6 protein-coding genes are annotated in these 4,512 nt (G+C 62.9%); all 6 read left to right on the top strand.

All coding sequences use genetic code 11. From position 1 onward, the window contains the following. Positions 1–621 precede the first annotated feature (621 nt). The 6 genes from U5782_RS41040 (at position 622) to U5782_RS41015 (ending at position 4,467) form a co-directional block, all read left to right on the top strand. Positions 622–819: a hypothetical protein gene (locus tag U5782_RS41040; RefSeq protein WP_322049589.1), complete on the top strand. Its 198-nt coding sequence runs from the start codon at positions 622–624 to the stop codon at positions 817–819. Positions 820–887: 68 nt separating this feature from the next. Continuing rightward, complete coding sequence (locus tag U5782_RS41035) at positions 888–1,046, top strand: hypothetical protein (RefSeq protein WP_322049588.1); 159 nt, start codon at positions 888–890, stop codon at positions 1,044–1,046. Between the two features lie 82 nt (positions 1,047–1,128). Continuing rightward, positions 1,129–1,383 (top strand): hypothetical protein, encoded by a 255-nt coding sequence (locus U5782_RS41030; RefSeq protein ID WP_322049587.1) that lies wholly within the window; start codon positions 1,129–1,131, stop codon positions 1,381–1,383. 201 nt (positions 1,384–1,584) lie between these two features. Beyond that, positions 1,585–2,574, top strand: coding sequence for an ABC transporter substrate-binding protein (locus U5782_RS41025; RefSeq protein ID WP_322049586.1), 990 nt, complete (start codon positions 1,585–1,587; stop codon positions 2,572–2,574). Between the two features lie 22 nt (positions 2,575–2,596). Continuing rightward, positions 2,597–3,643, top strand: a complete 1,047-nt coding sequence (locus U5782_RS41020; RefSeq protein WP_322049585.1) for an ABC transporter permease — start codon at positions 2,597–2,599, stop codon at positions 3,641–3,643. Continuing rightward, on the top strand, positions 3,637–4,467 hold the full coding sequence (locus U5782_RS41015; RefSeq protein ID WP_322049584.1) for an ABC transporter ATP-binding protein: 831 nt from the start codon (positions 3,637–3,639) through the stop codon (positions 4,465–4,467). Before U5782_RS41020 ends, U5782_RS41015 begins: the two co-directional genes overlap by 7 nt. Positions 4,468–4,512: the final 45 nt, after the last annotated feature.

Genomic DNA, 4,512 nt, shown 5'->3' with positions numbered 1-4,512 from the left:
TCTGAGAACGCGGGAAACAAGGATTGAGTCCAGGCGGATGGTGAGCACGCTGGCGGAATCGCCCGGTAATGGGAGCCGAACGGGCGGCTTCGCAGCGGTGTCAGTGACAGAAGCATGACACCCATCTGCCGAAAAATCCCGATAAATCAGACAAATAGTCTCGATGCGAGCGCGAGGCGGCCGTCCCTTCTGGCCGCTCGTGTATTGGGGGAAATCCTGGATAGTGGGTCATAAAAAACAATATTTAACAAAGTTAGAATGAAGTCTCTAGATCGGCAATAGCGGTTTCGGCAGGACACCTGCGCGGAACGAAAGACGACCGGTCAACAGCCGCAGTGGCAGCGGCCCGGCATGCTAGTGACGCCTTTGGAGATTTTCATGAGTCATCCTGATCAAATTCAACCTGCCACACTGCACGTAACCGGAGCATCCGCACGTTCGGTTTCCGCCGTCGCATTGGCATGCCGATTACGGCGAAGTCCCTCCCTCTCGTGTCGTCAGCCCTTGCGCTAGACGACGCCCGAATCCGCCCCGCCGCACGCAGGCACGCGTGCCTGCGGTTTGCAAGCGCTTATCCCGCTTACGGGTCCATTCGCAGACTTTCGTCGCGAGGGAGATGTCATGCTGAGCCACCACGAACTCTCCACCTTATTGCTGCTCAAGGACGCGCCTGGGCGGATCGAGCCAGACCGCCTGGAACTCGGGGCACTTCGCGAAATGCAGTTGATCGTGATCGAGCCGCCGGAGTCCGGCCTGCCGCTGCTACGGGTGACGCCACGCGGCGACGCCGTTTTGCGAGCGATCGCGCGCGCCTGTTGATTGTCGCGTTGACCGCCGCCCGCGAATGAGAGCGGGGCGGCGATCCGGATCTCACCGAGGAGGCGGATGTGGACTCGTCATGGCTAGGTATGAGTGTGGGCACCTTCGTGCTCGTCGTCGCTACATTGGGTGTTGCCGCGCACTATCGCCGCGAGCGTCGGCGGGCCGATCTGCTGCGCAATCTCGACCACCACGAATGGTTGCAGTGGCAACGGTCACGTCGATGAATGCGCAGGTCGACGAGACAACGCGTCCCGACGGCATCAAGAACAAACAAGTCAATCCGATATCGACAACGGGGAATCCATCGTGAGCTTTGAATTTGCTGAGCGGGATCTGGTGCATATCCGGAACGTACTCGGCTATCTGGAGCGCTCGGCCGACTTCGTCCGCCAGACCGAGGCCGGAGCCATAGTCAGTCTGGGCTATTGGCGTGCGAGGGTGCGGGCCATCCTCGTGCTGCCACGATTGCCTTTCCACATCGAAAAGCAGGCCAAGGAACTCCTCATGCGCCTGGACCGACTGGAAAGCGTGCGCGACCGACCGGCAAGCCTGATCGGCTAGTGACCGGCGACGATTGTCGACGTTCATTTGACGCTGCATATATATAGGCATCCGTACTAATTTACCGGTGGTCAGGCGTTCGCGATCGTTCTCAACATGCAATCCATAAATGATCCTGCGAGATAAACATATAAAAATAGAATGATTCACAGTGCCGGGGTTCGCCGCTAGGCTTTGTATCGATACAGCTAGCGAGGATCTATGGCAGGTTCCGTTTCCACATCGTTTCGTCTGCGCCGGCAACTGCTCGGCGCACTGGCCGCCGCGCCGGCGGCGGTGCTGGCTGGCGCGGCGCATGGCGCTGGCGCGCCTGATCTTTCCGGCGTCACGCTCGTACTCGGCGATCAGGCCGGAGGCCTGCGCGCGCTGGCCGAGGCCTCGCGCGTGCTGGAGGGCGCACCGTACACCTACCGGTGGGCCAATTTTCAGGGCGCCGCGCCGTTATTCGAGGCCCAGCGCGCCAATGCCGTGGATATCGCCCCCGCAGGCGATCTACCGGTGCTTGCGGCAGCTACGGGCGATCCGTCGTTGCGCATCGTCGCCACGCGGGTTGGCTCGCCCACGCAGCTTGGCCTACTCGTGCCACAGCGCTCCGGGTTGCACAGCGTCGCGCAACTCAAGGGGCGAACCGTGTTCGTGTCCTCCGCGCGCGGCAGCATCGCGGAATATCAGCTCGACGGCGCGCTCGCCGAAGCGGGTATTGCGCGAGCCGACATCCAGATCCGCTACATCCTGCCGGTAGACGCATTCGCCGCATTCATGTCGGGCTCCATCGAGGCATGGGCCACTTTCGATCCCTATTACGGCATCGCAATCTCGCGCGGCGCGCGCGTGTTGCGCGACGGCACGGGTATCAATAGCGGGCTGGGCTTCATCACGGCCTCGGGCGCGGCTCACGCCAATCCGCTCAAGCGCGCCGCTATCGCCGATGTGCTGCAGCGCCTGCAGCGCGCGGGCGACTGGGCGCTCGCTCATCCGCAGGCCTATGCCGAGGTCTACGGCACGCTCACACGCACGCCGACCGACACAGCGCTCGCTATCACGCAGCGAGCGTCGCTCAAGCAGCACTTCGTCACGGCGGCCGATATCGCTACGCTGCAAAAAGTCGCCGACGTCGCCGTGCGCGACGGCATCCTGCCGCGGGCACTCGACGTGGCGGCGCTGGCCGATACGCGTATCGGCACGGTCTGACGAATTATTCGGAATCCCTATCATGGCAACGCAAGCACAAGCGCCTACCCGGGCGCTACCACAGGGCGCGCGGCGAGTGACACGCAGCGTCGATGGCACACGCGGTCTCGTGAGCGCGCTGGCTGCGCTCGCCTGGCTCGGCGCCGCGGCGGTCACGCGCGCGTGGCCAAGCCTCGACGATTGGCCGCATGCCGACGCCCTTTTCGCGCTTGAACTCTTGCTCGCCGCCTTGTCGTTGACGATCGCGCTGATCGCTCGTACACGGCGTCACACCACTGCGCAAGAGATCAGCCCGACCGCGACGCAACGCGGCTGGCTCGCGGCGGGGCCGTGGTTGTTGGCGCTTGCGCTGGCGGTGAGTGGATGGGAGATCGCCACGGCGAAGCTCGAATGGCTGCCGCGCCCGTTCTTCGCGCCACCCGAAGCGCTGATTGCGGTCTTCTTCGACGACTACGCGCGCCTGGCTTCCAGCGTCACGCATTCGTTCGGTCTGCTGGCCTTTGGCTATGCGATTGGCGCGGCCACCGGCTTTGTCGTGGGCGTGAGCATCGGCTGGTCGCGTGCGGTTGGCTACTGGTTGCATCCGTTGTTGCGGCTGATCGGTCCGCTGCCCGCAACGGCCTGGTTGCCGCTGGCGTTCTTTTTCTTTCCGTCGAGCTTTAGCGCGAGCGTATTTCTGATTGCCCTGGCGTCGGCGTTTCCGGTTGCGGTACTGACCTGGTCGGGCGTCGCCGGCGTCAACCCGGCGTTCTACGACGTGGCCCGCACGCTTGGCGCGCGCCCGAGCTTCCTGATCTTGCGTGTGGCGATTCCTGCGGCGCTGCCTTCGGTATTTGTGGGGCTGTTCATGGGACTGGGCGCATCGTTTTCCGTGCTGATTGTCGCGGAGATGATGGGCGTGAAGGCAGGCCTTGGCTGGTATCTCCAATGGGCCCAGGGTTGGGCCGCTTATTCCAACATGTATGCGGGATTGCTGGTGATGGCGCTGATGTGTTCGGGGCTGATTACGCTGTTGTTTCGCGTGCGTGACCGCCTGCTTGGCTGGCAAAAAGGGCTACTCAAATGGTGATCGCTGCTGTGAATCCGAATGACGTGCTGGAAGACGCATCTGAAGGCGGCGCGCCGCGCACGGGGGCGCGTATCGACATTCGTCATGTTAGCCACGGCTTTGCGCTGCGCGGCGAAACGCTGCCCGTGCTCGACGATGTGACGCTGACCGTGCAGCCCGGCGAGTTTGTCGCGCTGCTGGGGCCTAGCGGCTGTGGGAAATCAACGCTGCTGCGGCTTGTTGCCGGGCTGGAGCCGCCGGGCAAAGGCAGTGTCGAGGCGGATGGTCATGTGATCGGTGCGCCCGATCCGTCGCGGGTGCTCGTGTTTCAGGACCCGACGCTGTTTCCGTGGCGCACAGTGCGCGAGAACGTGGCGCTTGGGCCTCAGGCGCAAGGTGCGCGGCGCGGCAAAGGCGCTGTTGAGGTTGAGGCGCGTATCGATGCTGCGCTTGAGCGTGTCGGGCTTACTGAGTTTGCGCACGCCTGGCCGCATCAGCTTTCTGGTGGCATGGCGCAACGTGTGGCGCTCGCGCGTGGGCTCGTTAATGATCCGGCGCTGCTCGCGCTCGATGAGCCTTTTGGGAAGCTCGATTCGCTCACTCGGATGCGGATGCAGGGCGAACTTGTCGCGCTTTGGCAGCGGGCACGGTTTTCTGTGCTTTTCGTTACGCACGATGTCGAGGAGGCGCTTGTGATGGCCACGCGCGTTGTCGTTTTTAGTGGGCGGCCGGCGCGGATTATTAGCGAAGTGCGGAATGAGGCGCCTTATCCTCGGCATCGGGATGATATCGCGCTCGTTGAGCTGCGGAAGGGGGTGCTTGCTCAGCTTGGGATCGAAGTTTGAAGTTATACGATAGCCTTTTTTTTCGGTGTGATTTTGGTTTTGGCA

It is taken from the genome of Paraburkholderia sp. J67 (assembly GCF_905220265.1).
Classification (GTDB): Bacteria; Pseudomonadota; Gammaproteobacteria; order Burkholderiales; family Burkholderiaceae; genus Paraburkholderia.
The sequence above is the reverse complement of the archived record's forward strand: the minus strand, read 5'-3'. Positions and strand labels throughout refer to the sequence as shown.